Origin of the sequence: Sphingomonas sp. ERG5 (assembly GCF_000803065.1) — a bacterium.
GTDB lineage: Bacteria > Pseudomonadota > Alphaproteobacteria > Sphingomonadales > Sphingomonadaceae > Sphingomonas.
Map to the genome: position 1 here is coordinate 26,394 of NZ_JSXI01000029.1, position 26,759 is coordinate 53,152.

Annotated in this window: 24 protein-coding genes; 20 read left to right on the forward strand and 4 right to left on the reverse strand. The window is 64.3% G+C overall.

Going from position 1 to position 26,759, the window contains the following annotated elements:
- Positions 1-3: 3 nt before the first annotated feature.
- The 14 genes from cyoB (at position 4) to OO12_RS11980 (ending at position 16,315) form a co-directional block, all read left to right on the forward strand.
- The gene (cyoB, locus tag OO12_RS11915; protein WP_034158915.1) at positions 4-2,007 is read left to right on the forward strand and encodes a cytochrome o ubiquinol oxidase subunit I; all 2,004 of its coding nucleotides are present in this window, start codon (positions 4-6) and stop codon (positions 2,005-2,007) included.
- Between the two features lie 2 nt (positions 2,008-2,009).
- The gene (gene cyoC / locus OO12_RS11920) at positions 2,010-2,645 is read left to right on the forward strand and encodes a cytochrome o ubiquinol oxidase subunit III (RefSeq protein WP_034158916.1); all 636 of its coding nucleotides are present in this window, start codon (positions 2,010-2,012) and stop codon (positions 2,643-2,645) included.
- Positions 2,642-3,022 (forward strand): cytochrome o ubiquinol oxidase subunit IV, encoded by a 381-nt coding sequence (cyoD, locus tag OO12_RS11925; protein WP_034158917.1) that lies wholly within the window; start codon positions 2,642-2,644, stop codon positions 3,020-3,022. The genes cyoC and cyoD overlap by 4 nt, the downstream gene beginning before the upstream one ends.
- A complete protein-coding gene (locus OO12_RS11930) occupies positions 3,019-3,825 on the forward strand; it encodes an SURF1 family protein (RefSeq protein WP_034158918.1) in 807 nt (268 codons plus the stop codon). Before cyoD ends, OO12_RS11930 begins: the two co-directional genes overlap by 4 nt.
- A gap of 44 nt (positions 3,826-3,869) precedes the next feature.
- Positions 3,870-5,165: an ATP-binding protein gene (locus OO12_RS11935; RefSeq protein WP_034158919.1), complete on the forward strand. Its 1,296-nt coding sequence runs from the start codon at positions 3,870-3,872 to the stop codon at positions 5,163-5,165.
- Positions 5,155-5,691, forward strand: coding sequence for a response regulator transcription factor (locus OO12_RS11940; protein WP_034158920.1), 537 nt, complete (start codon positions 5,155-5,157; stop codon positions 5,689-5,691). Before OO12_RS11935 ends, OO12_RS11940 begins: the two co-directional genes overlap by 11 nt.
- 160 nt (positions 5,692-5,851) lie before the next feature.
- A complete protein-coding gene (locus tag OO12_RS11945; RefSeq protein ID WP_052215791.1) occupies positions 5,852-6,451 on the forward strand; it encodes an RNA polymerase sigma factor in 600 nt (199 codons plus the stop codon).
- Positions 6,429-7,361, forward strand: a complete 933-nt coding sequence (locus OO12_RS11950; RefSeq protein ID WP_052215792.1) for a FecR family protein — start codon at positions 6,429-6,431, stop codon at positions 7,359-7,361. Before OO12_RS11945 ends, OO12_RS11950 begins: the two co-directional genes overlap by 23 nt.
- A 110-nt stretch (positions 7,362-7,471) precedes the next feature.
- Positions 7,472-10,219: a TonB-dependent receptor domain-containing protein gene (locus tag OO12_RS11955; RefSeq protein WP_235364767.1), complete on the forward strand. Its 2,748-nt coding sequence runs from the start codon at positions 7,472-7,474 to the stop codon at positions 10,217-10,219.
- 32 nt (positions 10,220-10,251) lie between these two features.
- The gene (locus OO12_RS11960; protein WP_160296792.1) at positions 10,252-11,619 is read left to right on the forward strand and encodes a hypothetical protein; all 1,368 of its coding nucleotides are present in this window, start codon (positions 10,252-10,254) and stop codon (positions 11,617-11,619) included.
- A gap of 8 nt (positions 11,620-11,627) precedes the next feature.
- On the forward strand, positions 11,628-12,914 hold the full coding sequence (locus OO12_RS11965) for a glycoside hydrolase family 1 protein (protein ID WP_235364768.1): 1,287 nt from the start codon (positions 11,628-11,630) through the stop codon (positions 12,912-12,914).
- Positions 12,914-13,879, forward strand: coding sequence for an alpha/beta hydrolase (locus OO12_RS11970; RefSeq protein WP_034158923.1), 966 nt, complete (start codon positions 12,914-12,916; stop codon positions 13,877-13,879). Before OO12_RS11965 ends, OO12_RS11970 begins: the two co-directional genes overlap by 1 nt.
- Complete coding sequence (locus tag OO12_RS11975; protein WP_034158924.1) at positions 13,876-14,916, forward strand: alpha/beta hydrolase; 1,041 nt, start codon at positions 13,876-13,878, stop codon at positions 14,914-14,916. The genes OO12_RS11970 and OO12_RS11975 overlap by 4 nt, the downstream gene beginning before the upstream one ends.
- A gap of 25 nt (positions 14,917-14,941) precedes the next feature.
- The gene (locus tag OO12_RS11980; protein ID WP_034158925.1) at positions 14,942-16,315 is read left to right on the forward strand and encodes an alpha/beta hydrolase family protein; all 1,374 of its coding nucleotides are present in this window, start codon (positions 14,942-14,944) and stop codon (positions 16,313-16,315) included.
- Between the two features lie 13 nt (positions 16,316-16,328).
- On the opposite strand, the gene OO12_RS11985 is transcribed toward OO12_RS11980, so the two are convergent.
- On the reverse strand, positions 16,329-18,527 hold the full coding sequence (locus tag OO12_RS11985) for a penicillin acylase family protein (protein WP_034158926.1): 2,199 nt from the start codon (positions 18,525-18,527) through the stop codon (positions 16,329-16,331).
- Between the two features lie 48 nt (positions 18,528-18,575).
- On the opposite strand from OO12_RS11985, the gene OO12_RS11990 reads away from it, so the two are divergent.
- The 4 genes from OO12_RS11990 to OO12_RS12005 all read left to right on the forward strand — a co-directional run bounded on the left by OO12_RS11990 (position 18,576) and on the right by OO12_RS12005 (position 21,600).
- A complete protein-coding gene (locus OO12_RS11990) occupies positions 18,576-19,841 on the forward strand; it encodes a metal-dependent hydrolase family protein (protein ID WP_034158927.1) in 1,266 nt (421 codons plus the stop codon).
- A gap of 40 nt (positions 19,842-19,881) precedes the next feature.
- Complete coding sequence (locus tag OO12_RS11995) at positions 19,882-20,301, forward strand: secondary thiamine-phosphate synthase enzyme YjbQ (RefSeq protein WP_034158928.1); 420 nt, start codon at positions 19,882-19,884, stop codon at positions 20,299-20,301.
- Positions 20,302-20,371: 70 nt separating this feature from the next.
- A complete protein-coding gene (locus OO12_RS12000) occupies positions 20,372-20,998 on the forward strand; it encodes a YbhB/YbcL family Raf kinase inhibitor-like protein (RefSeq protein ID WP_034159147.1) in 627 nt (208 codons plus the stop codon).
- 5 nt (positions 20,999-21,003) lie between these two features.
- Positions 21,004-21,600 carry an alpha-ketoglutarate-dependent dioxygenase AlkB gene (locus OO12_RS12005; RefSeq protein WP_034158929.1) on the forward strand — a complete coding sequence of 199 codons (597 nt, stop codon included), beginning with the start codon at positions 21,004-21,006 and terminating at the stop codon, positions 21,598-21,600.
- 11 nt (positions 21,601-21,611) lie between these two features.
- Here OO12_RS12005 and OO12_RS12010 read toward each other — a convergent pair whose 3' ends face one another.
- Positions 21,612-22,655, reverse strand: coding sequence for a rod shape-determining protein (locus OO12_RS12010; RefSeq protein WP_034158930.1), 1,044 nt, complete (start codon positions 22,653-22,655; stop codon positions 21,612-21,614).
- A gap of 858 nt (positions 22,656-23,513) precedes the next feature.
- On the opposite strand from OO12_RS12010, the gene OO12_RS12015 reads away from it, so the two are divergent.
- Positions 23,514-24,032: an RNA polymerase sigma factor gene (locus OO12_RS12015; RefSeq protein ID WP_152616387.1), complete on the forward strand. Its 519-nt coding sequence runs from the start codon at positions 23,514-23,516 to the stop codon at positions 24,030-24,032.
- Entirely contained in the window at positions 24,029-25,030 is a 1,002-nt protein-coding gene (locus OO12_RS26895; RefSeq protein ID WP_082006498.1) for a FecR family protein, read from the forward strand. Before OO12_RS12015 ends, OO12_RS26895 begins: the two co-directional genes overlap by 4 nt.
- Before the next feature lie 306 nt (positions 25,031-25,336).
- Here OO12_RS26895 and OO12_RS12025 read toward each other — a convergent pair whose 3' ends face one another.
- Positions 25,337-25,855 carry a hypothetical protein gene (locus tag OO12_RS12025; RefSeq protein ID WP_152616388.1) on the reverse strand — a complete coding sequence of 173 codons (519 nt, stop codon included), beginning with the start codon at positions 25,853-25,855 and terminating at the stop codon, positions 25,337-25,339.
- Positions 25,856-26,028: 173 nt separating this feature from the next.
- The gene (locus tag OO12_RS28025) at positions 26,029-26,544 is read right to left on the reverse strand and encodes a hypothetical protein (RefSeq protein WP_152616389.1); all 516 of its coding nucleotides are present in this window, start codon (positions 26,542-26,544) and stop codon (positions 26,029-26,031) included.
- Between the last annotated feature and the right edge of the window lie 215 nt (positions 26,545-26,759).

Consider the following 26,759-nt stretch of genomic DNA (forward strand, 5'->3'; position numbering starts at 1 on the left):
TTCATGAAATCCGATTTCGTCCCGATCAGCCCGATCTTCGGGCGCTTCACGCTCGACGCATTGCCGCTGCACGAACCGATCGTCGTCGCGACCTTCGCGGGCGTCGCGCTCGGTGGCATCGCGCTGCTGGGTGCGCTGAGCTATTTCAAGCTCTGGACCTATCTCTGGCGCGAATGGTTCACCACCGTCGACCATAAGCGCATCGGCATCATGTACATGATCCTGGGGATGGTGATGCTGCTGCGCGGCTTTGCCGACGCGGTGATGATGCGGCTGCAACAGGCGATGGCGTTCAATGGGTCCGAAGGCTATCTGAATGCGCATCATTACGACCAGATCTTCACCGCGCACGGCGTGATCATGATTTTCTTCGTCGCCATGCCGCTGGTCACCGGACTGATGAATTATATCGTCCCGCTGCAGATCGGCGCGCGCGACGTGTCCTTTCCCTTTCTCAACAATTTCAGCTTCTGGATGACCACCGCGGGCGCGGTGGTGGTGATGATGTCGCTGTTCGTCGGTGAATTCGCGCGCACCGGCTGGCTCGCTTATCCGCCGCTGTCGGGCATCGGCTATAGTCCTGGCGTCGGCGTGGATTATTACATCTGGGCGTTGCAGATCGCCGGGGTCGGCACGCTCCTGTCGGGCGTCAACCTGATCGCTACCATCGTCAAGATGCGTGCGCCCGGCATGACGATGATGAAGATGCCGGTCTTCACCTGGACCTCGCTGTGCACCAACGTGCTGATCGTCGCCGCTTTCCCGGTGCTGACCGCAGTGCTCGGCCTGTTGTCGCTCGACCGTTATGTCGGCACCAATTTCTTCACCAATGACTTCGGGGGCAACCCGATGATGTATGTGAACCTCATCTGGATCTGGGGCCATCCCGAAGTCTATATCCTGATCCTGCCGCTGTTCGGTGTCTTTTCGGAGGTTACCGCGACCTTCTCGGGCAAGCGGATCTTCGGCTATACGTCGATGGTCTATGCGACGGTGGTCATCACCATCCTGTCGTACCTGGTCTGGCTGCACCATTTCTTCACCATGGGGTCGGGGGCGAGCGTCAACAGCTTCTTCGGCATCACCACCATGGTGATCTCGATCCCGACCGGGGCGAAGCTCTTCAACTGGCTGTTCACCATGTATCGCGGGCGCATCCGCTTCGACTTGCCGATGATGTGGACGATCGCCTTCATGATCACGTTCGTGTTCGGTGGCATGACCGGCGTGCTGCTTGCCGTACCGCCGGCGGATTTCGTGCTGCACAACAGCCTGTTCCTGGTGGCGCATTTCCACAATGTGATCATCGGCGGCGTGCTGTTCGGCCTGTTCGCGGGGATCAATTACTGGTTCCCGAAGGCGTTCGGCTTCCGGCTCGACCCCTTCTGGGGCAAGATTTCCTTCTGGTGCTGGGTGGTCGGATTCTGGGTCGCCTTCATGCCGCTCTATATTCTCGGCCTGATGGGGGTGACACGGCGGCTGCGCGTGTTCGACGATCCATCCTATCAGATCTGGTTCCAGATCGCGGCGTTCGGCGCGGTGCTGATCGCGGTCGGGATCGGCGCGATGCTGGTGCAATTCTATGTCAGCTTCCGCAAGCGCGAAGCATTGCGCGACACGACCGGCGACCCCTGGGACGGGCGCACGCTGGAATGGTCGACCTCCTCGCCGCCGTCCGATTATAATTTCGCCTTCACCCCGGTGATCCATGACAATGATGCCTGGGCGGACATGAAGCGGCGGGGCTATCAACGGCCGGTCGATGGCTTCCGCGCTATCCATATGCCGAGCAACACCGGTACGGGCGTGATCCTTGCCGGGCTGAGCGTGGCCTTTTCGATCGGCATGATCTGGTATGTCTGGTGGCTGGCGGGCCTGAGCTTCGTCGCGCTGCTCGCCGTCGCGATCGCCCATACCTTCAACTACAAGCGCGACTTCTTCATTCCCGCCGAAGAGGTCACGCGCGTCGAAGACGCGCGCACGCGCCAGCTCGCCACGGGAGCCTGACGATGTCGACAGCCATCACCGCACCGCTTCACGCGGACGGCAGCCCGGTCTTCCATCTCGCCGAGGAACCGCATCACCCGGAAGGCAGCAGCACCATGCTGGGCTTCTGGCTCTATCTGATGAGCGATTGCCTGATCTTCGCGATGCTGTTCGCAACCTATGGCGTGCTGGGCGCGAATTATGCGGCCGGACCGGCGCCGCGCGATTTGTTCGATCTGCCGCTGGTTGCGCTCAACACCGCGATGCTGCTCTTCTCCTCCATCACCTATGGCTTTGCCATGCTGGAGATGGCGCAGGGCCGGGTCGGCCGCACTCAGGCATGGCTCGCCGTCACCGGGCTGTTCGGCGCGGCTTTCCTCAGCATCGAACTCTATGAATTCTCCCATCTGATCCATATCGGCGCAACGCCGCAGCGCAGCGCTTTCCTGTCGTCCTTCTTCACGCTGGTCGGCACGCATGGGCTGCACGTCACCTTCGGGCTCCTCTGGCTGGTCGTGCTGATGGTGCAGGTGGGACGGCGCGGGTTGATCCCGGCCAATCGGCGCCGGTTGATGTGCCTCAGCCTGTTCTGGCACTTTCTCGACGTCATCTGGATCGGCGTCTTCACCTTTGTCTATCTGATGGGAATGCTGCGATGAGCGCGCACGAACGTGGCCATGAGCCGGGCGAAACCGGCGAACACGGCCAGGCCCATGGATCGCGCAAGACCTATCTGATCGGCTTCGGCCTGTCGGTGCTGCTGACCGCCATCCCGTTCTGGCTGGTGATGACCGGTGCGCTCCCCAACCAGGTCATCGCGCCGATCATCATGGCGTTGGCGATGGTACAAATCGTCGTCCACATGATATTCTTCCTGCACATGGACGCGAAGTCGGAAGGGGGCTGGAACCTGATGGCGTTGATCTTCACCATCGTTGTCGTGGTGATCACGCTCGCGGGCTCGCTCTGGGTCATGTATCACATGAACACCAACATGATGCCGATGTCCGCGCACGACATGCGACAGATGCCGTGACCGCCGCCGGCCGGCGCGGCCCGCAGCCCCGGTCGCGGGCCGGGCTTGTCGCGCTTGGCCTGGTGGCGGCATCGATCTTCGCCGGACTGATCGCGCTGGGCGTCTGGCAAGTCCAGCGCCGGGCCTGGAAGCTGGACCTGATCGCACAGGTCGAGCAGCGCATCCACGCTCCCGCCGTGGCGGTTCCCGGCCCGGATCAATGGTCCGGGCTCACCGCATCGACGCACGCCTATCGCCGGGTGCGCGTGCGCGGCGTCTATCTCGATCGCCGTGAGAGCTTCGTGCAGGCGACGACAGTGTTGGGTGGCGGCTATTGGGTGATGACGCCGCTGCGCACCGATCAGGGCTTCATCGTACTGATCAATCGCGGTTTCCTGCCGCCTGAGCAGCGTCGCGTGCAGAATCAGGCAACGCGCGAAGACACCGCTCCGGTAACCGTTACCGGCCTGCTTCGCATGAGCGAAGCCGGGGGCGGCTTTCTGCGCGTCAATGATCCGCGTTCGGCGCGCTGGTATTCGCGCGACGTCGCGGCCATCGCCGCCGCGCACGGCCTGCACGACGTCGCTCCCTATTTCATCGACGCCGATGCCGATTCAGGCGCGGCCGGAGCAGCAGCGGGCGGTGCAGCAGGGGGCGATCGGGCCGGGCCGGTCGGCGGGCTGACCATTATCGCTTTCCCCAATAATCATGCCGTTTATGCGCTGACCTGGTTCGCGCTGGCGGCGATGGTCGCGGCCGGGGCCGCTTATGCGATCCGCAGCGAATGGCGTAACCGGCGCGACGGCGATAGGGAGGGCGCGTGAGAACGCGGCGCCTCCGACCGCGCAACGGATTGCGAGCGACAGCGATGGCGTCCTTATTGTCGGCCGATGCCGCCGGCCACAAGAACATGGTCCAGCTCATCCAGTTGCGCTGGCTGGCGGTCGCGGGTCAGCTGGCGACGATCCTGGCGGTTCATTTCGGCATGGGCGTTTCCTTGCCGCTCGTGCCGATGTTCGCGGTGCTGCTCGGGCTGGTGACGCTCAACAGCGTCAGCCTGGCGCTGCTGCGCAAACGCCGCGGCGTCGCCAATGCCGAATTGTTCCTGGCCCTGCTGCTCGACGTCGCGGCGCTCACCGTTCAGCTTTATCTCAGCGGCGGCGCCACCAACCCGTTCGCATCGCTCTTCCTGCTGCAAGTCGTGCTTGGCGCGGTGTTGCTCGAACGCTGGTCGAGCTGGGTGATCGTCGGTGCGACCATCGTGTGTTTCACGCTGTTGATGATGGTCTATCGTCCGCTCGATCTGCCGCACCGTTACATCGGCAATCTGTTCGGCCTGCATGTTCAGGGCATGGCGGTCTGTTTCGTGCTGATCGCCATCCTGCTAGTGTTGTTCGTCACCCGCATCACCGGCAATCTGCGCGCGCGCGACGCGCATGTCGCGGATATGCGGCAACAGGCGGTGGAGCAGGACCATGTCATCCGCATCGGGCTGTTGGCATCGGGCGCGGCGCATGAACTGGGAACGCCGCTGGCGTCGCTCGCGGTGATCCTCAACGACTGGCGCCGGATGCCCAAACTGGCCGGCGATCCGGAGATGGTCGAGGAAATCGAGGACATGCAGGCCGAGGTGCAGCGCTGCAAGGCGATCGTCACCGGCATCCTGATGTCGGCGGGCGAAGCACGGGGCGAGGCGCCGGCAATCACCAGCGTCCACGCCTTTCTCGACGAGCTGGTCGCCGACTGGCGCACCACGCGCAGCGGCACCATTCTGGCCTATGACAATCATTTCGGGGCGGACTTGCCGATCGTCTCCGACACCGCGCTGAAGCAAGTGATCTGCAACATCCTCGACAATGCCGCCGAGGCGTCGCCGCAATGGATCAGCCTGTCGGTCGATCGCAGTGCCGATGCGATCATCCTTGCGGTGCGCGACAGGGGGCCCGGCTTTACCCCGGCCATGCTCGAAAATTACGGCAAGCCCTATCAATCGACCAAACGGCGTCCCGGCAGCGGGCTGGGGCTGTTCCTGGTCGTCAATGTGATGCGGAAATTCGGCGGCAATGTCGTGGCGCGCAATCTCGACCGGCGCGGCGCCGAAGTCACGCTGACCTTGCCGGTCGCGGCGGTTGCGCTCGCGGGGAGGGGCGAGGATGACGGATAGCCGGACTCTGCTCATTGTCGAGGATGACGAGGCGTTCGCGCGCACCCTGCGCCGGTCGTTCGAGCGGCGTGGTTACAGGGTTCTGGTCGCGAACGGCCCCGAAACCATGGCGGCGCTGCTGCTTGAGGGGCATGTCCTGAATTATGCCGTGGTCGATCTGAAACTGGGTCAGGCGTCGGGGCTTGCCTGTATCCGCGCGCTGCATGCCCATGATCCGGCGACGCTGATCGTCGTTCTGACCGGCTATGCGAGCATCGCCACCGCCGTCGAAGCCGTGAAGCTGGGTGCCGCGCATTATCTCGCCAAACCATCGAACACCGACGATATCGAAGCGGCCTTTCACAAGGCGGAAGGCGATGTGGATATACCGCTCGACGGACGGCAAACGTCGATCAAGACGCTCGAATGGGAGCATATCCACGAAACGCTCGCCGATACCGGGTTCAATATCTCGGAGACTGCGCGCCGCCTCGGCATGCATCGGCGGACGCTCGCGCGCAAACTGGAGAAGCGGCAGGTGAAGTAGCGGGCAATCGCGCCGTGTCCGGCGATCGGCGGGCGGCTCTTCCGAGCGGGGCAAGGAGGAACCCCTGCGCTCCCCGGCATCAAATCGGCCAATTGTCACGGCAGGCGATTTCCGCGACGGAAATGCTGCTCTTGCCCATCTCATCTACTAGGAGGGGTGAATGGCGCGTGTCGATCTGGTCACTTGGGTGGCGCGGAATATTCTTCCGCACGAACCCGCGCTGCGCCGGTGGCTGCTGCGCAGCGTGGCGCGCCAGGATATCGAGGACGTCATCCAGGAGGCATATTGCAGCATCGCGGCGATGGACGACATCACACACATTCTCGAACCCAAGCGGTATTTTTTCCAGATCGCGCGCAACATCGTTCTGGCCGATCTGCGTCGCGCGCGCGTGGTGCAGATCGACGCGATCGGGGGCGCCGCCGAGATGGAGCAAGCCATTACCGGCTATACCGACGAACTGTCGCCCGAGCGCATTGCGATCGACCGCGCCTGGCTTGCGCGCATTGGCGCGCTGCTGGCAGGGTTGCCGGAGCGGCGGCGTGCCGTCTTCCGGCTGCGCAAGATCGAGGGCCTTTCGCAGCGCGAGGCGGCGGAACGCCTGGGTGTGACCGAAATGGTCGTCGAAAATGACCTGACCCGAGGATTGCGCAGCATCCTGGCTGGATTGAGCGATGAGGAGCGCTCCGAACTGTCCCTGTTTACCAGGAAGCCCATGTTCACGAAGAGGCAAAGCCATGCACGTCCGCGAAACCGCTGACGCGATCAACCGCGACGCCGCGGAATGGGTGGTCCGGGTCGATCGCGCATGCGACGATCCGGCGATCGCGGCGGAACTCGCCGCGTGGCTGGCCGGCGACACGCGTCGGCAGGGCGCCTATCTTCGCGCTCAGGCGATGTGGCGGCATCTCGACGATGTGGATGAAGATGTGTCCGAGACTCGTCGGGTGCCGGCGCGCCGCTGGATCATGACGCTTGGCGGCGGTCTCGCGGCCGCGGCGATGGCGGGCGTCTTCTGGCTGGGGGGCGATGGAAGCCGTGCCTATACGACGGCGCTGGGCGAGCGGACGCGCACCGAACTGACCGATGGATCAGTCATGGTGCTGAACACCGCCAGCCTCTCGCATGTGCGGATGACGCCGTCGCGCCGCCTGGTCGATATGGAGCGTGGCGAGGCCTGGTTCCATGTCGCCAAGGATCGATCGCGGCCGTTCGTCGTCTCGGCCGGGCCGATACGAGTCGAAGCGGTCGGGACGGCATTCGCGGTACGGCGCCGCAACGGCGCCACCGACGTCACGGTCACGTCGGGCACGGTGCGCGCCTGGTCCGAGGCGACACCGACGCGCTTCATCAGCCTCAGGGCCGGGCACCGCGTGCGGCTTCAGGATGCGACCGGGGCAAGCAATGCCGCGATCAGGAGCGACGGCGTCGGTCAGGCGCTGGCCTGGTCGCGCGGCGAGATCGTGCTCGACGGGATGACGCTGGCCGAGGCCGCAGCCGAGTTCAACCGCTACAACCGTCATCAGGTGACGGTCGAGGAAAGCCTGGCCAATCGCAGGCTTGTCGGCTGGTTCCAGGCCAATGATCCCGAAAGCTTCGCGCGATCGGCGGCGACCATGGTCGGCGGCCATACCGAACAGGATGAAGCGACGACACGGATCGTGAAATAATCGCGGTGCGGTGACGGAAGATCGCAGGCCGCCCATCCAGTTTCATAGACGCGCTTAAGACGCGTAGACGAAAAGAGGAGGGGGCTTTGCGCGCATTTATCTATCTTGGAATGACATCAATCGCGGCCATGGTCGCGGTGGCGCCCGGCGTTGCATGTGCGCAGGCGCGAGATTTCGATCTTGCCGTGCAACCCGCGGCGCGGGGGATCAAGGCATTCGCCCGTCAGGCGGGTATCCAGATCATCGCGCCGGATGAGGCGACACGCGGAAAACAGACGGCCGCGATCAAGGGGCATTTCGCGATCGTCGATGCGCTGACCCGGCTGATCGCGCCATCGCAATTGCGTATTGCTTCCTTTGACGGGCGAACCGCAGTGCTGATCGCTGCACCGATGCGAGTCACTGCGGTGTCGGACGTCGCGCCCGTGCCTGTCGTTGCGCCGCACGCGGCCGACGATCTGCAGTCCGGGCCGCAGCCCGACCAGCAGGGTGGACTCGAGGATATCGTCGTCACCGCGCGGCGTTCGGCGGAGCTCAGCCAGAAAGTGCCGGTCGCGGTCACTGCCTTCACGCAGAATGCGCTGCGCGAAAAGGGCATCAACAACGGCACCGACCTGCAGAACTACACACCGTCACTGTCGGTGCTGGGCGATGTCGCCCGCAATCAGGAAACCTACACGATCCGTGGCATGGGCGGCACTGGCGGCGCCGGCACCGGCAGTGGTCCGGGCGTCGTCGGGTATTTCGCCGAAGTGCCTTCGACCGTCAGCGGGCCGGGAAATTTCTACGACCTGGCGTCGCTCCAGGTATTGAAGGGGCCGCAAGGCACGCTGTTCGGACGCAACACCACCGGCGGCGCGGTGTTGCTCGAACCGGCACGACCCAAGATGAACGAAGTCGAGGGATATATCGACGGTACGCTCGGCAATTTTCAGCGCACCAGCGTGCAAGGCGCGCTCAACGTTCCGATCGTCAGCGACGTTCTCGCGATCCGCGTCGCGGGGCAGTTCGACAAGCGCGACGGCTATGTCCGCGACGTGGTGACGGGGCGCGATTATCTGAACCGCAACAATTATTCGCTTCGGCTCGGCGTGCAGTTCAACCCGACGGATGCGATCAGCAACTATACCGCGGTCAGCTATGTGGATGTGAACGAGCATGGCGGCGGCAGCATATTGATGTCGGTCAACCCCGACCGTCCCTATGCCGCTTTGCTCCTCCCCTATCTCCAGGCGCAGCAGGCGCGGGGCATACGCCGCACCGCGCTGAGCGTGCCGACCCGGGAGGTCGCCAAGAATCTGCTGGTGCTCAACAATACCGAGTGGCGGGCAAGCGATACGCTGACCTTCAAGAACATCGTCAGCTATAGCCGGACCAAATCGACCAGTGCGACCGACCGCGATTCGACTCCGTTGCCGATCGCCGACCTGCTCGGCGCTTATCCGGGCAGTTACAACAACAACCTGCGCACCTTCACGGAGGAAGTCCAGGCCCGCTACGACAATGGCAGTTTGCGCATCCAGGCGGGTGGTTTCTACCTCGACGAGAAGACGATGGCGCCGCTGACCTTCCAGACGGTCAATCCCTTGCAACTGGGCGGCATCCTGGGAGGCGGTCTGATCATTCTTCCGCCGGCCGTGCAGGCGCTGATCGGCGCCGACGGACCATTGCTGCCCGCACTCTCGCTCCAGCCGAGCGCCGAAGTCCATGGCCGCAGCAAAGCGGTCTATGCGCAGGTGCAATATAAGCTGGCGCCGACCCTGACCGCGACGGCGGGTTTTCGCTGGACCTGGGACACTTATGGTGGACATATCCAGGCCTATCAGTCGGCGGACAGCTATCAGGTGTTCAACAAGCTGGCGGCGATCGGATTGATCACCCCTGCCCAGGCGGCGCAAGTAATCGGGCTCAATGCCGGCCTGTGCACCTATGATGCGTTTCAGGCGGTCGCCGCGGGCGGCTTCCCCACATTGCACTATCCCAATTGCACCTCGCCCTCGTTCGAGGGCCGCAGCAACGGGCCGACCTGGCAGCTCGGGCTCGACTGGCAGGCCGATCCGCAGACCCTGGTCTATGCGGTATCGCGGCGCGGCTATAAATCGGGTGCGAACAACCCGATCGTCTCGCTGTTCCTCGGTCAGGAGCATCCGCTGTTCGGGGTATGGCCGGAAAAGGTGACCGACGCCGAAGTCGGGCTGAAGCGCGACTGGAATCTGGGTGGAGTCCGCGCGCGTACCAACATCGCCGCTTTCTATACCTGGTTCAACGATATCCAGGTGATCCAGCGTGCGGCGATCGCGGGATCGGACATCCTGACCAATGCCCAGAAGGCGCGTGTCCTCGGCCTCGAGTTCGAAGGCATGCTGATCCCGTTCAAGGCGCTGACGCTCAGCGGCACCTATTCATTCAACTCGGCACGATATCTCGAATATAATTCGATCGCGATCCCGGCGATCCCGCAAGCGCTGACCGCGGCACAGCCCAGCCGCGACCTTGCCGGCACGCCTTTTTCGTTCGTGCCAAAGCACAAATACAGCCTCGATGCGCGTCTTGCATTGCCCATCCCGGCTCGCGAAGGCGACATGGCGGTTCGGGCGATCTGGTCGTGGCAGTCGAGCCTGCGGGTCACGCCGGAGATTCAGCCGTTCGACACGATCCCGTCCTATGGTCTGCTCAACCTGCGGCTGGAATGGAACGATGTCCGCGGTGCGCCGCTCGACCTGGCGCTGTACGGCACCAACGTTCTCGACAAGCAATATCGGGTGGCGTCCAATCCGGGCTATAATAATTCGGGTTTCAACAATTCGATCTATGGTGAGCCGGCGCAGTATGGCGTCCAGCTCCGCTATCGTTTCTGAAAGGGGCGGCCGTGAAGCGAATGCTTTTTGGCATGATGCCAGCCGCGCTGCTCGTCGGGGCACCCGTTCCGGCGCAGCAGGCCCCGGTCACACCATTGTCGCCCTCCGCTGCATCGGGCCCGGCGGCCTTTTCGCCGACCGCTGAACAGGTCACGCTAATGGAGCAGGCGAAGCGCGTCGGCGCGACCGACGTGACGACGGCATCCGGTCCCGATGGCGGCATGATCCTGGGCGGCAAGCTCGACGGGCGGCTTTTCTCGCTCGGCGTGCCGCGGGACTGGAACCGGCAATTGCTGCTGTTTGCCGGCGGCTATGCCACGCCCGGTGCGCAACCGACCTTGCCCGACGATCCGATCGTCAAGGATCCGGCCGCCGGCATGCTGCGCGACGCCTATGGGCAGGGGTTCGCCGCTGGTGTCACCATCTATGACAAGAACGGCATCGGGACGGAGACGGCAACGCGCAACCTGCTCGCGCTGCGCGAATTTGCGGGCCGGTTGGGGGCCTCACGCGCCTATCTCGCGGGCGGTTCGATGGGCGGCAATATCGTCATGTCGCTGATCGAGCAGCACCCGCGCGCGTTCGTCGGCGCGACGGCATTGTGCGGTGTGACGCATGGTTGGCTGAGCGAGATCGGCGCGCTCGCCGATATGCGGGCGGCCTATATCGTGCTCGCCGCCGGCACGCCCTATACGTTGCCGGGCGGGCAGGACGTGACTCGGTCGGGATTGCCGGTGACCCCGCCGGCGGGCGACACGACCGATGGCGACACCTTTCGTACCGCGCAGAAGATGAAGCTGGCAGCACCCGTGCTCGCCCTGTTCACCGCGGCCAAGGCGCATCCGGACGGACCCGAGGCGCGGATCATCCGCCAGGTCGCGGCGATCGGCGGGTTCGCGCCCGACGTCGTGGCGGTCGCGACACCGCTTTATGTCGCAGCGCTCGGCATGGACGACATTGTCGCGACCATGGGCGGATTGCCGGTCGGCAATGTCGGCAAACGCTATCGCCCGGTCGAGATGACCGCAGCCGAGGTCGCGGCGTTCAACGCGAAGATCCAGCGTTTCCAGGCCGATCCGCGCGCGACCGCCTATGCCCGGAAATGGCATGAGGCGACCGGCCGCTTTTCCATCCCGCTGGTCACCGTCCACCAGACGATCGATTCGTTGGTACCGTTCAGCCAGTCCGAGGCGCTTGGGAAGATCGTCGCCAAGGCCGGCAACAGCCGGAACCTCATTCAATATGCGGTGCCGCCGACGCGGATGAAATTGCCCATTCCCGGCGATTTCGAGGGCTATACGCATTGTGGCTTCACATCGATGCAAGGTGCTGGCGCGTTCCGGGTACTGCGGTCGTGGGTGGAGACCGGTAAGCGGCCCGCCGCGGATGCGATCAAATGAGTTCCGCGGTGAGCCGACGCGACGCGCTCGGCCTCGCCGCTGCCGCCTCGCTGACCGCTGCGGCACCGGCGATGGCGCGCGGCAAATCCGATTTTCTGTGGGGTGCGGCAACCGCCGGGCACCAGGTCGAGGGCAATAATGTCAATGCCGACATCTGGCTGCTCGAACAGGTCAAGCCAACCGTTTTCGCCGAGCCCTCCGGCGATGCCTGCGATAGCCTGAACCGCTGGCGCGAGGATGTCGCGATCGTCAGGACGCTCGGGCTCAATTGCTATCGCTTCTCGGTCGAATGGTCGCGGATCGAGCCTGCGCAAGGGCAGTTCAGCCACGCCTATCTCGATCATTATCGACGCATGGTCGATCATTGCCGCGGACAGGGGCTGGCGCCGGTCGTCACCTTCAACCATTTCACCACGCCGCGCTGGTTCGCCGCCGCCGGCGGCTGGGAGAACCCGCAGGCGCCCGACTGGTTCGCGCGCTATTGCGACCGCGTGGCGCGGGCGATGGCTGGTGGAATCAGTCATGCGTTGACCTTCAACGAACCCAATCTCGCGCTTGGTGGACGCTGGTCGGCACATCCGCCCGACGCAACATTTCAGGCACTGATCGCTGCATCCGTCGCGGCAGCGGGCAGGGCAAGCGGATCGGATCGTTTCTCGCTGCTCAACGCCGGCGAACCGCATCCGATGATCCCCGGTGTCGTCGCGGCCCATGTCAAAGGCCGCGCGGCGATCAAGGCGGTGCGCGGTGACCTTCCTGTCGGCATGAGTCTCGCCATTCCAGACGAGGTGGCGGTCGGCGAGAACAGTGCGATCGAGCGCAAGCGCGCCGACGTCTATGGCCCGTTCTTCGCGGTGATGGACAAGGATGATTTCGTCGGCATCCAGACCTATGGCCGCGATTATATCGGACCGGACCGCGCGATGGACCTTCCCGCCGATGCGGCACGCCGGCCCAATGGCAAGGAATGGTACCCCGCTGCGGTCGGCAATGTCGCACGCTATGCTCATCGCGTGACGGGCAAGCCGATCCTCGTCACCGAAAATGGCATCGACGCCGCCGACGATGCCGAACGGGCGCGCTTCATTCCGGAAGCGATCGCCTCGGTTGATGCCGCACGTCGGGACGGTGTGCCGGTGATCGGCTATATCCACTGGTCGCTGCTCGACAATTTCGAATGGTTCTCGGGCTATGGTCCCCGCTTCGGTCTGGTCGCGGTCGACCGCACGACGTTCAGGCGCACCGTCAAGCCGAGCGCCCGGCTTTATGCCACACTCGTAAAGGGCCGCCGCTGATGCTGCGCGATACCATGATCTTCCTGCTCGGCCTGGCAATCGCCACTGCCGCGACGGCGCAGCAAGCCCTGCCGCCGCCAACCAATCTCAGCCCTGAAGCGCGGGCGGCACTTGCCGCGGACGCTGCGCGTCCGAACACCGCAAAGACGATGGTCGAGCGTCGTGTCCGGTCCGATGCGATCCAGCGCGAGATCGGCGACCGGATGCGCGCGCGCTACAAGGTGGCGGTGGAGGACGGGTCCATTGGCGGCGTGCCGGTCCGCATCTTCACGCCGAAGGGCTGGCGGCAGGGAACATCCCTGTTGATGAACCTCCATGGCGGCGGTTTCATGGTCGATTCCGGGTCGCTCACCGAGAATATCCCGATTGCCGCGCTGACCGGATACCGTGTGGTCGCGGTGCTGTATCGCCTGTCGCCCGAACATCGCTTCCCCGCGGCGGTGGAGGATGGCCTGACGGTCTATCGCGCCTTGTTGAAGCAGGCGCCGGCGCGACGGATCGGTGTCTATGGCACATCGGCGGGCGCGATCCTTGGCCCTGAACTGATCGCACGGCTGAAGACGGCGACGCTGCCGTTGCCCGGTGCGCTCGGCATGTTTTCGGGGAGCGCCGACCTGACCGGGTTCGGCGATTCGCTCACTCTCTTCGGCGATCCCGGCATGACCGGACTGGCGCGCATCTATGCCGGATCGGTGGACCTGGCCGATCCATTGCTCTCGCCGGCGCGCGGCGATCTGTCGGGGTGGCCGCCGACCCTATGCCTGACCAGCAGCCGCGACGTGCTGCTGAGCGCCACCGCCGATTTCTGCCGCAAGCTCGATGCAGCGGGCAGCGTGTCGCAACTGGTGATGTTCGACGGACTGCCTCACGCCTTCTGGGCCTATGTCGAAGCGCCGGAGAGCGATGCGGCGTTCGGCACGATGGCGCGCTTTCTGACCGCAAAACTTGGGAGCGCTGGGAAATGAAATGGATGATGGCCATCGCGGCGTTGTGGTGTGCCGCACCCGCATTGGCGCAGCACCCGGCTGCGCTGCAGGTGCCGTCCTTCGCGCTGCCGGCCTCGAACCAGCTCAGCGCCGAGGCAGTGCGCGTCCTGGAAAGGATGGAGGCGGCAAAAGCGCCGGATCTGAAGGGCGACATCGCGCGCTCGCGCGCCTTTTACGCGAAGTATAATGATGACCGCCTCGCCGAGATGCGGCGGCATTTCCAGACGCTGGAGCGACACGCGACGATCGACGGGGTCGGTGTGGACATAGTCACGTCGGCAAAGGGGAGCACGCCGCGCAACCTGCGCCGCGTGCTGATCAACGTCCATGGCGGTGCGTTCATCTGGGGCGCGGGCAGCGGTGCGCTGGTGGAGGCGATCCCGATCGCCGCCACGATGGGGATCACGGTGGTGACGGTCGATTATCGGCTGACCCCGGAACATCATTATCCGGCGGCGTCGGAGGACGTGACAGCGGTCTATCGCGACCTGCTGAAGCGTTATCGCCCGGAGAATATCGGCATTTATGGCTGCTCGGCAGGCGGGGTCATCGCCGCCCAGTCGATCGCCTGGATCAGGAAGCAGGGCCTGCCACGTCCCGGAGCGGTTGGGACCTTTTGCGGCACTGCCGCGCCCTATAGCGGCGACAGCCCCTATCTGTCCGGTCCCATCACCGGCGGTCCTGCGCTTGCGGTCGCAACGCTGCCGCCGACGCTGCCGACCCCCTATCTCGCGGGGGTGCCGGTGAGCGACGCCATCGCTTATCCGCTGGCGTCCGATCGCGAGATAAAGGCTTTTCCGCCCACATTGATGCTTGCCGGCGGGCGCGATTTCGCGGTCAGCGGGCTGACGCTGGCGCATCGCCGGCTGAGGGCAGCGGGCATCCCGGCCGAGCTCTATCTGTTCGATGGATTGCCGCACGCCTTTTTTGTCTGGCCCGACATGCCCGAATCCACCGAGGCCTATCAGGTCATTGCCCGGTTCTTCGACCGGCATCTCGGCACGCGTCCGCGCTGATCGGCACATCAGGAAGGGAAACCATATGAGGACGTCACATGCCGCCGGATCTGCGCTGATCAAATGGGCGGCTGTCATGCTGCTCGCGTCCGCCGCGCCGGTCATCGCCGCCGATGCTCCTGCCGCTCCTCCCGCACTCTCCGCGCCACAGGCGGCGATCGTCACGCGGGCAAAGGCACTGGGCGCCTCCGAGGTCACGACCAGGGCGGCGCCGGGCGGCGGCCTGATCCTCGACGGAAAACTTGCCGGCGACCAGTTCGCGCTGGCCTTTCCGGCGACCTGGAATCACGACGCGTTGCTCTTCGCCCATGGCTATTCGACTCCCGGCACGCCGGTCGCGGTGGCCGAAGACCCGTTGGACAAGACGGGGAGCGGCGGAGCGCTCGCGGCGGCATATGCCGAGGGTTTCGCGGTCGGGCACAGTGCCTATGACAAGGCCGGGATGGGCGTGCAAACCGGCGCCGAGAACACGCTTCGGCTGCGCGATTTCATGGTGAAGCTGGGCACGAAGCGAGTCTATGTCAGTGGCGCCTCGATGGGCGGCAACATCGTCCTCTCGCTGATCGAGCAGCACCCCACCGCTTTCGCCGGGGCACTCTCCGCTTGCGGTGTGACCGATGGCTGGGAAAGCCTGTTCGGCCAACTGATCGACATGCGCGCGGCGTATAATTTGCTCACCGTCGGCACGCCCTATGCGTTGCCGGGTGAACAGGATCTCGCGCGGACCGCGCTGCCCGTCGTGCCGCCGTCCGGTGACATGACCAAGGGCGAGGCGTTTCGCTGGGCGCAGATCGCCAGGATCGCGACGCCGGTATTGGCGTTGTTCAAGGCGGCCAATGCCAATCCCGGCGGGCGCGAAGCGAAGATCGTCCGGCAAGTGGCGGCGATTGGCGGTTTCGAGCCCGAACCCGCCTCGCTCGCTTTTCCGCTGGTTACCGTTACGCTCGGCGCCGACGATCTGCGCGAGACGCTTGGCGGCCAGATTTATGGCAATGTCGGCAAGGTCTATTCCATTCCCGAGATGACATCGCAGGAGACGGACGCTTTCAACAAGGGCGTACAGCGGATCGCGGCTGATCCGGTGGCGGTCGCGGCGGCCCGGCGCTGGCACCAGGCGACCGGCCGGTTTCGCACGCCTCTGGTCACGATCCACAACCGGATCGATTCACTGGTTCCCTATGCGCAGAGCGAAGTGCTCGGGCGGATCGTGGCGGCAGCGGGCAATCAGAGTCGGCTGGCCCAATATGCATTGCCCGCGGTGAAGGCGCCGCTGCCGATTGGCGGGGTCGAGGGTTATACCCATTGCGGATTCAGCCCCGAACAGACCGGCGCGGCGTGGCAGGCGCTCAGGTCCTGGGTCGAAACGGGCAAGCGACCGGCGATCGACGCAGTACGATGACCGGGCTCGCCCGCTAAGATCCCGGTCGATAGCGATGGCTGGCATGTGCAGCCAGATCGTCGGGGTAGAAATAGACTTGGCGCAGCTTGCCGCCGGCATAGCGTTCGATCTGGTCGGCGAAATGCGGTGACGCGGGATCGCCGCTTTCGCCGCCGGCGGTGACTGCCCAGGCGCGCACCCGGGGGGCGAACTCGACCACGGCGACGAAGCTGTTGCCGCTCGTGCCATAATAATTCCGCGTATTGTCGAACGCGCGCGCGCCAAATGATGCAAGCGATCCCCATTGCGCCGAGGTAAACGGTACCGGCGTGCTTGGCTTCGTATCGTCGAAATGCGGGTCGATCGCGTCGTCGAGCCGCTGGAAGCGGTTGATCCGCCCCCACGGGACGCGCCAGTCGCCGAAATCGCGGGTGAGGCGATCCAGTGCCGCCTGTAACGCGGCGAGCTTGGCATCAGGGGTGACGCGCGAGGCGATATAATCGGGCACGTTGATGCGTTCGGCGCGCGCGAACGGACCAACATCGCGCCATAGCGCGTCGCCCCAGAATACCGCCAGTGAAGTCGGCGCCGAGGTCAGCGACCAGCGGAAGTCCCATCGCCGGAGCGTCTCGACCGGCTCCGCAAGCGTCGCGCGGCGCGGGTCCTGCGCCGGCAGCGCATCGAACGCGGCAACCAGCCGGGGGATGAGGTCGGCAAAGGCGGGCAAATAACTGTCATAGGCAGCCGCCATCAGCCGGTCGGCGGTGAAATCATGGCGGTCGTTGAGCAGCAGCTCGGCATGAACCCCGCGCGCATTCTGCCCCGCTGTGTCCATATAGCGCGGGAAGTTCGCCGCCTTGGGGCTGTCCGTGCCGGCGGCGGTCCACGGCGCATTATTGGTGTTCACCACCCAGCCGGTGCCGGGGTCGATCGCTTGCGGCAGCGTTGCGAGCGCGTGCAGTCCCTTCCAGTCGGTTGCCGGATCGGCGCCGTCGACCGTATTGCTATAGTCGAACCGGTCGTTGCGAACCGGCACGAATTGCGGATGGAGATAGGCGATCCGCCCCGCGGCATCGGCGAAGATCGTGTCGTTCGACGAATTCGCCTGGCGCCCCGCGATCTTGAGAAACGCGGCAAGACCGGTCGCTCTGGTCCGCAGCCAGCTCTGTTCGAGTGCAGGCACCGGCTTCCACATCAAGGCTTCGGCGATCCAGCGGCCGTCGCGCTCGGCGACGATCGGGCCGTGATGCGTGCGATGCACGTCGAATGATCGCGTACCGCGCGATCCGTCGCTGCGCCGATAGGCGATCGTCACCGCGCTGGTTGTCACCGGACGCAATTCGTGGCCATAGCGATAGAAGCGCCGGCCATTTTTGGTGACGATCGTTTCGGCGAATTCGTCCACGACGTCGACACCCGATGAGGTGTGCATCCAGCCGGCATGCGCGTTGAAGCCCTGGTAGATGAAGAATTGCCCCCAGGTCGAAGCACCATAGGCATTCAGCCCGGCATCGCTGGTCATTTGCAGCTCGGAGCGGAAATAGAAGCTGGTATGGGGGTTGATGAGCAGCAGTGCATGGCCATCGACCGTGTTTTTCGGGGCGATCGCGATGCCGTTCGATCCACGCGGCTCGCGCGGGCGGGTGTCGTCCTCCGCCGCATTCAGCGCGACGGTGCGATCGCCGCCATAGAAGCGGGCGAGGTCGGGGAGTGAAATACGCTCGATATCGCCGCCGATGCTGCCTTCGGTGAAGGACAGCGCCATCCAGGGTTCGAAGCGGGTCAGCACCTTGGGCCGGGTCGCCGGATGCGTGCGAAGATAGAAATTCAGCCCGTCCGCCCAGGCTGTCATCAATTGCCGCAGCCAGGCCGGGCTGGCGCGGTATTTCGCCTGCAGGTCGGCCGGAGCGACATAGAGGCGCTGGCGCAAATCCTGCCAGATCGCGGCTTCGCCCTTGGCTTCGGCGGTGCGTCCGAGCGCGGTGAGGTAATTCTGTTCGATCCGCGCAAAGTCGTCCTCGGCCTGGGCATAGATCGCGCCGAACACCGCATCGGCATCGCTGCGGCCATGGACATGGGCAATGCCCCAATCGTCGCGCGTGATGGTCACGCGCGCAGCCTGGGCCTGCCATCGCGCCGCTTCGGACGGCGCCGCCGCTGCTCCCTGGACTGGTGCCAGGATCAGAATGAAGGCGAAGAGCGGGTTGCGGAGCAGGCGCGCGGGTCTATCCATGGACCAAGGCTATCGGGCGGCCGACCGGGGAGCAAGGAGCAGGGATCGATGCGCTGGATATTGACACTGCTGCTGCTGATCGCGGCGCCGGCCGTCGCGGAGGAGCCGGAGGCGATCCTGCTGCGCCCGGCGCAGGTGTTCGATGGTATCGACCCGGCGCCGCATATCGGTTGGGAGGTGCTGATCCGTGGCGACCGCATCGTCGCGGCTGGTCCGGCACTGACGGTGCCTGCCGGCACCCGCACGATCGAGCTTGCCGGTGAAACGCTGATCCCGGGCATGATCGAGGGGCATGGCCATCTGTTCCTTCACCCTTACAATGAAGCGAAATGGGATGACCAGGTGCTGCACGAGCCGCTCGCACTGCGCACGGCGCGGGCGGTGGTTGCCGCTCGCACGACATTGATGGCCGGGTTCACCAGCGAGCGCGATCTCGGGACCGAAGGGGCGGGTTATGCCGATGTCGGGCTCCGCCAGGCGATCGATCAGGGGATTGTGCCCGGACCACGGTTGATGGTCGCGACCCGCGCGATCGTGGCGCGTGGCGCTTATGGTCCGAAAGGGTTCGAGCCCGGCGTGGTGGTGCCGCAGGGCGCCGAAGAAGCAAGCGGAGCCGATGAGGTGGTGACGGCGGTGCGCAGTCAGATCGCTGTCGGTGCCGATGTCGTGAAACTCTATGGCGACTATCGCTGGCGCGCCGGCGAGGAGAGTCGCGCGACCTTCTCGCTTGCCGAATTGCGCGCTGCCGTTGAGGCCGCGCACGACGCCGGGCGGTTGGTGGCGGTGCACACATCGACCGCCGAGGGCATGCGCCGCGCGATCGCCGCGGGCGCGGATACGATCGAGCATGGCTATGGCGGGACGCCCGAGATCTTTGCGGCGATGCGTGACCATGGCGTGGTACTGTGTCCGACGCTGGCGGCTGCGGATGCCGTGGCGCGCTACGCCGGCTGGGATGGTGTCGCGCCACCTCCGGCGGGCGTGCTGGCGAGTCGCCGGGCCTTTGGTGCCGCGCTCGCTGCCGGGGTGTCGATCTGCGCGGGCGGCGATGTCGGGGTGTTCGCGCATGGCGATAATGTTCGCGAACTCGAATTGATGGTCGCGGCCGGCATGACGCCTGCGCAGGCGATGATCGCCGTGACTTCCCGGAACGCGCATGCCTTTCACATTGCGGATCGCGTGGGTGCGGTCAGGGCGGGGCTGCTTGCCGATCTGGTCGGCCTGGCTGGCGATCCGACGCGACGTATCGACGCCGCGCGTGCGATACGATTCGTCATGAAGGGCGGTCAGGTGGTTCGCCACGATCAGCCATGATCTGCGGGGAATAGCGGCCGGGGTCCGGCATAGGAGTGATATGCGTCAAGCAACCACCATGCTCAGCTTCGACACGCGCCGGCAGGGGTTGGTCGATATCACCGATCGCATCATCGACTGGGTCGAGGCGCAGGCGATGGGCGAGGGGCTCCTGACTCTGTTCTGCCGCCATACATCGGCATCCCTGCTCATCCAGGAAAATGCGGCGCCCGACGTGCGCAGCGATCTCGAAGCCTGGTTCTCCCGCATCGCGCCGGAGGATCCCGCCGCTTACGATCATGATGACGAAGGACCCGACGATATGCCCGCTCATATCCGGACCGCGCTGACTCAAGTACAGTTGGCGATTCCGGTGATCAGCGGCAGACTGGCGCTTGGTACATGGCAGGGCATCTATCTGTTCGAGCATCGCCGTCGGCCGCATCGGCGGGAGATCGCACTGCATCTGATCGGCGAATAGGCGGGGTCGCGGCGGGATACCTCGCGGTGTTCGCGGGTTGATATGGTCACAATGTCATGAAGGCAGGATGATGCTCGAACATATACCCGGATGGCTGGGAAGCCTGTTGCACAATGTCCGCGCCGGTCACGCCAAGCTGATCTGCGTGTCGCCCGAGCTTGGCGATGTCGGCGCGGAGATCGACCTGACGAGTCCGGCCTTTGCGAGCGGCGGGCGCTTGCCCGAGCGGTTCACCGCCGATGGTGCAGGCGTGTCACCGCCCTTGCTATGGGGTGCGGCACCGGCTGGGACGGCTTGCTTCGCGCTGATCGTCGAGGACCCGGATGCGCCGGCGCCGAACCCATTGGTCCATGCGATCCTGTGGGGCATCGCGGCGGACGAGCGCAGGCTGGCCGAAGGCGCGATCGCGCCCGATGGTGCCGGCGATGCACGCGGGGGCGATGTCGGGCGCAACAGCTTTCTGGTCGAGGGCTGGCTGCCGCCCGATCCGCCGACCGGGCATGGCATGCACGACTATGTCTTCCAGTTGTTCGCCTTGTCCGAAGCGCCCGTGCTCGATGCCAGCCCAGGCCGGTCGGCGCTGCTGGCCGCGATGAGAGACCGGGTGCTGGGCACCGGCCTGCTGACCGGTACTTATTCGCGCGGCGAGAAAGCCGTGGCGGGAGGAGGAGATTCCGGTGCGGCCGTCCCTATATAGCCGGCATGCAGACTGATCTTTTTGGTGCGTCGCCGCGCGCCACCGTGCCGCTTGGGCTGGCCTATGCCGATGATGTCCTGACCGCGGCGGAGGAAGTGGCGCTGGTCGCGCATCTGGAGGACGTGGACGTCGCTCCGTTCCGCTTCCAGGGCTGGCTGGGCAAGCGGCAGACTGCCTCGTTCGGTTGGCGCTACGACTTCGACGATGCGAGCTTCGGGCCGACCGAGCCGATCCCCGCCTTTCTCGCACCCTTGCGTGACCGGGCGGCGCGGTTCGCCGGCCTGGCGGCGGATGACCTCGTTCAAGTGCTTGTCACGCGTTACGATCCCGGCGCCGGGATCGGCTGGCACCGCGACCGACTGGTGTTCGAGCATGTCGTCGGTATCTCGCTTGAGGCGCCCGCGACGCTGCGCTTGCGCCGGCGCACCGGCCAGATGTTCGAACGAGCGGCGCTGCCGCTTGCGCCGCGCTCGATCTATCATCTCCACGATGCGGCGCGGCATGAATGGGAGCACAGCATCGTCGAGATGACGGAACGCCGCTGGTCGGTGACGTTCCGCAGCCTGTCGGTGAAGGGTTTGCGCAAGCTGCAGTCCGCCTGACCGTACCGGCGTTATTGCGACGCCAGTACGCCGTGATAGGTCGGGTCCTCCAGCGCGCGTCCTGCGCCGATCGCGACGCACATCAGCGCATCGTCGGCCACCACGACCGGAAGGCCGGTGGCGCGTGCCAGCACCTGGTCGATACCACGCAGCAACGCACCGCCGCCGGTCATGACGATGCCATGGTCGACGATGTCGGCCGCCAGTTCCGGCTGCGTATTTTCGAGCGCGGTCATGACTGCCTCGACGATCTGACCGACCAGCTCGGCGAGTGCCTCGGCAATCTCCGACTGGCTGATCTCGATCTCGCGCGGCACGCCGGCGACCAGGTCGCGACCGCGAACCCCCATCACCGGCCCGACCCCTTCGGCCGGTTTGCACGCCATCCCGATCTGGATCTTGACTCGTTCCGCCGTCGCCTCGCCGATCATCAAGCTGTATTTGCGCCGGATATAGCTTGCGATCGCATCGTCCATCTTGTCGCCGCCGACGCGAACCGAGATGCTATAGGCAAGACCGCGCAGCGACAGGATGGCCACTTCGGTAGTACCGCCGCCGATATCGACCACCATCGCGCCGACCGGCTCGGTGACCGGCAGGCCGGCGCCGATTGCGGCGGCCATCGGTTCTTCGATCAGCAGCACCTTCGACGCCCCGGCATTGGTCGCGGCCTGGCGGATGGCGCGCCGTTCGACCATGGTCGAGCTGGAGGGGACGCAGATCACGATTTCCGGGCGCCGCGGGATTTTGCTCGGGCCGCCATGCGCCTTGTCGATGAAATGCTTGATCATCTGCTCGGCGACATCGATGTCGGCGATCACGCCATCGCGAAGCGGGCGGATCGTCCGGACATTTTCCGGCGTCTTGCCCAGCATCAGCCGGGCGTCGGTCCCGATCGCCCTGACCCGAGACACGCCGTTGATCGATTCGAGCGCCACAACCGAGGGTTCGTTCAGGACGATGCCCTTGTCACGAAGATAGACCAGAGTGTTCACGGTCCCGAGATCGATCGCCATGTCGCGGGAGTTGAATTTAAGGAATCGGGAAGCCCACATCGTCAATAATCTCAATACAAACAGGGCGTGACCGAAACTCTCGGAAATTGCCTTACGCCGAATATTCGCGGTGTGAAGGTGATTGGCTCAGGTCAAGTGCACATCGGCCCGACGCCCCGGGAATGTGACGAGTTGGCGTAAAGCAGGCCATGCGGGCCTTGAAAACCAGCTTGCCTGGCCCATTCGAACGCATCCGCGATCGAGGAAAGGCATCCATTCCAGCTCGACAACAGCGGAAAAAGACGGGCTATTTCGCCGAAACAGGGGCAGTAAATCGCGCTTGTCGTTCACCGTGTGAAAGAGCGGGGCGAAGGCCAGGCTGGAACCGCATCCGGCTCCGCGCTGCCATCGATCGGGATCGGCGTTGAATTTGGTGGCGGTTCGAGCGTCACCTGCGCCTTTTTACGGCAATGAAGATGGTGACGATCATGATCGCAATGTCGGGACCGATCAGGAGGATCGATAAGGCTGAATTCGCATTCTCAATAGTCGCATTGGCAATGGTCGGCGCTAACAAAAGGACGGCCGGAGCGCGTGGAGCAGCTTTACGATCTTCGGGATCGCTGCCCCTATTTGCAGGATGCGCCTATCAGCATGATCATCATTCTGGAATAGCGTCGATTGATCTTGGTCCTGATCAGCGAGACCGTTGCATTTTGGGGTGAAATACACAATTCTTGTCGCGACAACGGCCAGGCAAGGAAATTGCGACCCTTTAAATTCACGCGCTGTCCCCCCTTTCCGCCATATCAAGCGTCTGGACATTTAGTGGTGATCGCGTCGTTGCCGGACAGGGAAAGCTCGCAAGATGGTTTTGGGTGAGACTGTGGCTCAACGGTCAAGTCGTCAGATCCTGTCTTGAACAGGCTCTCCCCTGACCCGGAGCGCGACCTGGCGGCGTGGATGACGAGCTATGGTCCAGGCCTGCGGCGCTTTTTCAGCCGCCGTGCGCATGATGCCGATGTGGACGATCTGGTGCAGGATGTCTTCATGCGGCTGCAGGCTGTCCAGCTGAGCGCGCCGATCGACAATGTCGAACGCTATCTCTTCACCATCGCGCGCAACGTGCTGATCAGCCGGTATCGCCGTCACAAGATCCCGCTTCATTCACTTCACGACGGTTACGAAGACACGCTCGAAGTCGCGGATGATATGTCGCCCGAACGCATTGTCATCGGCCGGCAGGAATATTCGCGCGCCGTGGCCGCAATCCTCAACCTTCCGCCGCGCGCGCGTGCGGCATTCCTCTTCCATCGTTTCGAGAACATGACTTACCAGGCAATCGCACTCCGCATGGGAATCTCCAAGGAATCGGTCAAGGAGCTGATGCATCGCGCCATCGTCCGCATCTCGCAGGAAATGGGGTCCGACGCATGAGCAGGAATCCACAGATGGACGACGCGCTGCGCTCGGAGGCGACCTATTGGTTCAATCTCAAACGCTCGGGCGACATGACCGCGCGCGATCAGCGCATCTTCCTGTCCTGGCTGGACCGCGCGACAGCGCATCGCCTGGCCTATGACGAACTTGAACAATGCTGGGCGATGCTGGAATCGGTCGCGCAGGACCCGGAAATCATGGCGGCGCTGGAGCACGACGCCGATTTCTACGATCGACCGTCATGGTGGCCCCGCATCGCGACGATGGCCGCCGCGGCCCTGTTGGCGGTGACCGCCGGCTGGGCCGCGATCGATTCCGGCCTGTTCGAGACCGGCTCCGGGCGGCAATTTGCCCAGACGTTCGAAACCGGGGTCGGCGAGCGGACATTGGTGACATTGCCGGACGGATCGCGCGTCACGCTCGATGCCGATAGCGAGATGCGGGTCGACGACATGCGCAACAAGCGGGCCATCGCGCTGTTGCGCGGCCGGGCTTTCTTCCGCGTCGCGCCCGATCCTCGACATCCCTTCATCGTTTCCGCCAACGGCAAGAATGTGCGCGCGATCGGGACCGAATTTGCCGTGCGGATCGATCAGGGCAATGTCGTGGTCACGCTGGTCGAGGGCAAGGTCCGTGTCGAGGAGCCCAAGGCGATACGCGGATCCGTCCACCGCGCGGATATGACCGCCGGTGCCCAGCTCGTGGCGCGCGAGGATGAAGACTGGTCGATCGATCGTGTCGATCTCGCGAAGGAGACGAGCTGGCTCAAGGGACGGCTGACCTTCCTGCGCGACCCGCTCTCCACTGTCATCACCGAGATGAATCGCTATTCGGACAAGAAGATCGTCTTTACCGGTGGCGCCGTGCCGGACACCAGGATCGTTGGTGTGTTCAAGATGGGTGATGTCGACAGCCTCGCCAAAGGCCTGGAGATGAATGGCCTGGCGCGGATAACGGCCGACACCGACAAGGAAATCGAACTGTCGGCAAAGTGAGTCGCCGGCCTCGCCTGGTCACCCCTATTCCAGATCCGCGGGTGGAATGAGTGCGCCGCTCTGACGATCGGAGAGCGAGCGGGAGGGCTAGGTTATGCCTTCCCGCCGTTCGATACTGTCTTCACGACTGGACTACGGGGCGAGAGATGCCCAGGCCGCTCATGGGTACGCCGTTGATATCCGGGCTGCTCGTCATCGTCAGCTTGGCGTTGGCGGTGCGGTTTGGGGACAGTGGGCCGGTGGCCGTGATCGTCGAGGCCGGCTGACCAGAGCGTCGAGAGTCATACGGGTCCAAGCCGTTCCGACTTAGGGGAAAACCAGGAGGTTCGGGACGCTCGTAATCGTCAGCCCAGCGGTGAAAGTGCAAGTCGTGCCTGGGATCAGACCGCCGAACCCGATCTTTGAGGGCGAACCGTTCGTGAACGTGAACGGCGTCGGGCCGGAGGCCGTGCAGATGGGCGTTCCACCCAGTTTGACAACCAGGCCGGTCAAGAATCCCGTTCCGCCGGCGGAGTTCGCCGACGTGATCGTGAAAGTCGCGGGGCCGATGGTGACCGCCGGGCAGAGTCCGAGTCCGGTACTGGTTCCTCCAGAGATCGTGCCGCCGGCCGCGCCGGCCGGGAAGGGAGGCGTCGGCAATGCGGGACCGGTCCCCCCTTTGATCGTCAAGGTACAGCTGAATGAGATTGGCGGGTTGCTCAACGTGGCCGGCCCGGTGGCGGTGAAGGCCGTATTGGGAGGAGCAATGCGCGGGGCAGCAAAAGCCGTCCCCGCCAGGCTGACTGCGGCCAATGTTCCTACGCAGGTTAACAGGATCCTGTTCATGGTATCATCCCCTTTATATGCGGCAAGGCCATGCTGCCGGGAAGAATGTCTCCTCGCCTGGTGTCATTGCCGGTTTCACGACGATATGATCTGCGGAACAGGACGCCCCGGCCCGGGCGTGAGATGCCTTGACCGGGGCGTCGAGAGTCAGACGGGTCCAGGCCCCGCCGAGCTTATGGGTAAACCGTGAGGTTCGGAGTGGGCGTCAGGGCGGTGACGACGCTGCAGGTCGTGCCCGGGATCAGGCCGCTGAAATTGATCGTCGAGGGGGTGCCGTTCGTGAACGTGAACGGCGTCGGGGCGGTGGCCGTGCAGATGGCCGAACCACCCAGTCTGACAATGAGGCCGTTCACGACACCCGTCCCAGTGCCGCTGCCCGACACCGTTAAGACCGTGAAGGTTGCCGGATCGATGGTGACCGCCGAGCAGAGCCCTGGCCCGGTATTAGTTCCCCTGATGATGTCGCCGCCTGGCGCGCCGGCCGGGAGTGGCGGCGTAGCCAGTGGGTTCCCGGTTTTCCCTTCCAGTTTCAAGACGCAGCTCAATGAGATTGGCGGATTGCTCAACGTGGCCGGCCCGGTGGCGGTGAAGAGGGTATTTGGCGGGGCGACGCGTGGGGCCGCAAAGGCGGTCCCCGCCATGCTGACGGTGGCGAGTGTTCCAATGCAGGTTAACAGGATCCTGTTCATGGTATCATCCTCTTTATATGCGGCAAGACCGCGATGTTAGGGAAGACTGTCCTCCCAACGGCTTTGACGCGGACCATTGTGAACAGGGGGGATGGGTTTTGCGGAAAACATCTTTTGGAAAGATGGGTTAAAATGATCATCATGATGTGATCGTGATTTATCCCGTGATTCTCGAACTTTGTACTGCGTATATGTCTTATGAAACAGTCAAATCG

Excerpts from the sequence above, each read along its gene's own strand:
- OO12_RS11995 (WP_034158928.1), top strand. The coding sequence starts at position 19,882 with ATGCGTCAAGCAACCACCATGCTCAGCTTCGACACGCGCCGGCAGGGG.
- OO12_RS11940 (WP_034158920.1), top strand. The coding sequence starts at position 5,155 with ATGACGGATAGCCGGACTCTGCTCATTGTCGAGGATGACGAGGCGTTC.
- cyoB (WP_034158915.1), top strand. The coding sequence starts at position 4 with ATGAAATCCGATTTCGTCCCGATCAGCCCGATCTTCGGGCGCTTCACG.
- OO12_RS12000 (WP_034159147.1), top strand. The coding sequence starts at position 20,372 with ATGCTCGAACATATACCCGGATGGCTGGGAAGCCTGTTGCACAATGTC.
- OO12_RS26895 (WP_082006498.1), top strand. The coding sequence starts at position 24,029 with ATGAGCAGGAATCCACAGATGGACGACGCGCTGCGCTCGGAGGCGACC.
- OO12_RS11975 (WP_034158924.1), top strand. The coding sequence starts at position 13,876 with ATGAAATGGATGATGGCCATCGCGGCGTTGTGGTGTGCCGCACCCGCA.
- cyoD (WP_034158917.1), top strand. The coding sequence starts at position 2,642 with ATGAGCGCGCACGAACGTGGCCATGAGCCGGGCGAAACCGGCGAACAC.
- OO12_RS11970 (WP_034158923.1), top strand. The coding sequence starts at position 12,914 with ATGCTGCGCGATACCATGATCTTCCTGCTCGGCCTGGCAATCGCCACT.
- OO12_RS28025 (WP_152616389.1), bottom strand. The coding sequence starts at position 26,544 with ATGAACAGGATCCTGTTAACCTGCATTGGAACACTCGCCACCGTCAGC.
- cyoC (WP_034158916.1), top strand. The coding sequence starts at position 2,010 with ATGTCGACAGCCATCACCGCACCGCTTCACGCGGACGGCAGCCCGGTC.
- OO12_RS11990 (WP_034158927.1), top strand. The coding sequence starts at position 18,576 with ATGCGCTGGATATTGACACTGCTGCTGCTGATCGCGGCGCCGGCCGTC.
- OO12_RS11985 (WP_034158926.1), bottom strand. The coding sequence starts at position 18,527 with ATGGATAGACCCGCGCGCCTGCTCCGCAACCCGCTCTTCGCCTTCATT.
- OO12_RS11935 (WP_034158919.1), top strand. The coding sequence starts at position 3,870 with ATGGCGTCCTTATTGTCGGCCGATGCCGCCGGCCACAAGAACATGGTC.
- OO12_RS11980 (WP_034158925.1), top strand. The coding sequence starts at position 14,942 with ATGAGGACGTCACATGCCGCCGGATCTGCGCTGATCAAATGGGCGGCT.
- OO12_RS11950 (WP_052215792.1), top strand. The coding sequence starts at position 6,429 with ATGCACGTCCGCGAAACCGCTGACGCGATCAACCGCGACGCCGCGGAA.
- OO12_RS11960 (WP_160296792.1), top strand. The coding sequence starts at position 10,252 with ATGATGCCAGCCGCGCTGCTCGTCGGGGCACCCGTTCCGGCGCAGCAG.
- OO12_RS12025 (WP_152616388.1), bottom strand. The coding sequence starts at position 25,855 with ATGAACAGGATCCTGTTAACCTGCGTAGGAACATTGGCCGCAGTCAGC.
- OO12_RS12005 (WP_034158929.1), top strand. The coding sequence starts at position 21,004 with ATGCAGACTGATCTTTTTGGTGCGTCGCCGCGCGCCACCGTGCCGCTT.
- OO12_RS12010 (WP_034158930.1), bottom strand. The coding sequence starts at position 22,655 with ATGTGGGCTTCCCGATTCCTTAAATTCAACTCCCGCGACATGGCGATC.
- OO12_RS11955 (WP_235364767.1), top strand. The coding sequence starts at position 7,472 with ATGACATCAATCGCGGCCATGGTCGCGGTGGCGCCCGGCGTTGCATGT.
- OO12_RS11945 (WP_052215791.1), top strand. The coding sequence starts at position 5,852 with ATGGCGCGTGTCGATCTGGTCACTTGGGTGGCGCGGAATATTCTTCCG.